At 76.1% G+C, this 1,329-nt stretch carries 3 protein-coding genes; 2 read left to right on the forward strand and 1 reads right to left on the reverse strand.

The features are described 5' to 3' along the window. Window positions 1-12 precede the first annotated feature (12 nt). The gene (locus F8A92_RS18425; protein WP_153506636.1) at window positions 13-189 is read right to left on the reverse strand and encodes a hypothetical protein; all 177 of its coding nucleotides are present in this window, start codon (window positions 187-189) and stop codon (window positions 13-15) included. On the opposite strand from F8A92_RS18425, the gene F8A92_RS18430 reads away from it, so the two are divergent. Together F8A92_RS18430 and F8A92_RS18435 are read left to right on the forward strand one after the other, a co-directional pair. Further along, a complete protein-coding gene (locus tag F8A92_RS18430; protein ID WP_153506637.1) occupies window positions 179-712 on the forward strand; it encodes a (2Fe-2S)-binding protein in 534 nt (177 codons plus the stop codon). The two genes, F8A92_RS18425 and F8A92_RS18430, sit on opposite strands and share 11 nt — an antisense overlap. An 87-nt stretch (window positions 713-799) precedes the next feature. Continuing rightward, a partial coding sequence (locus F8A92_RS18435) for an FAD-dependent oxidoreductase (RefSeq protein WP_194291591.1) occupies window positions 800-1,329 on the forward strand: 530 nt, incomplete at its 3' end.

Raw genomic sequence — 1,329 nt, forward strand, 5'->3', positions numbered from 1 at the left:
TGCCGAGGATGTTCACTGCGCGCCTCCGTCGTCTCCCGCGTACCGCGGGCGTTCGATGTGGACCACCTTCACCCGGGGCATCTCGTCGAGGAGCTCCGGGCCGTAGCCGAAGCCCGCGCCGCGCACCCCGCGCGGCTCCGCCGAGCCGCCGGGCGCGCCGCCCGACGACGAGACCGTCGTGCGGCTCAAGGCCGGCGCGATCAGCGCGGTCGGCATCGGCGACCCGCGGCTGCTCGACCCGGCGGGCGACCTGCGGGTGGTGTCGCTGAGCGACGTCGCCGCGCGCCGCAGCGTCACCGTGGCGATCGACGGCGACCGGCTGCGCGCCGCCGCATGCGTGGGGGCGCCGGCCGTCGCGGCCGAGCTGCAGGTGCTCTTCGAGCGCGGGCTGCCGGTCCCCGCAGACCCGGCCCACCTGCTGATCGACCGGACGCTGGTCGCCGCGGCGCCGGACTCCACCGCGCTCAACCGGATCCCGGACACCGCGGCGTTTTGCCGCTGCAACGGCGTGACCAAGGCGCAGATCATCGCGGCCTTCCGCGCGGGGGACCGCACGGTGGCCGACGTCGCCGCGCGCACGCGGGCGACCACCGGGTGCGGGGGCTGCCACGACGCGGTCGGCGACGCGCTGCAGTGGCTGGCCGACGCCGACCCCGAGCAGTCCAGCACCGTGCCGGCGCCGGCCCGCGCGACCACCGGCGCGGCCCTGTGAGCGGGATGTTTCCTGCCGTTAACACGAGCCACCGACACCGAAACATGCGCTCCGTAGCGTGAGCGCAAGCCCCGAGAGGAACGATCGATGAGCACATCCAGCACCTCCCCAGCCGCGGCCTGCCGGGTCGTCGTGATCGGCGGCGGCATGGTCGCGCACCGCTTCGTCGAAGCGCTGCGCGACGGCACCGAGAGCGGACGCGTCGCCGTCACCGTCGTCGCCGAGGAGCCGCGAGCGCCGTACGACCGGGTCGCCCTGACGAGCTACTTCACCGGCCGCGACCCGGAGTCGCTGAGCCTCGGCGACCGCGCCTTCTGGCGGGCGCCGGGGGTGACGCTGCGCACCGCCGCGACGGCCGCGGCGATCGACCGGGCGCAGCGCACCGTCACCCTCGCCGACGGGGCGGTGCTGCCGTACGACGAGCTCGTGCTGGCCACCGGCTCGTCCGCGTTCGTGCCGCCGGTCCGGGGACACGACCTCGACGGCTGCTTCGTCTACCGCACCATCGACGACGTGGCCTCGCTGCGCGGCTACGTCGAGGGGCTGCGCCGCGAGCACCCCGAGCGGCCCGTGCGCGGCGTCGTCGTCGGCGGCGGCCTGCTCGGCCTGGAGGCGGC

Origin of the sequence: Cumulibacter manganitolerans, assembly GCF_009602465.1 — a bacterium.
Taxonomy (GTDB): domain Bacteria; phylum Actinomycetota; class Actinomycetes; order Mycobacteriales; family Antricoccaceae; genus Cumulibacter; species Cumulibacter manganitolerans.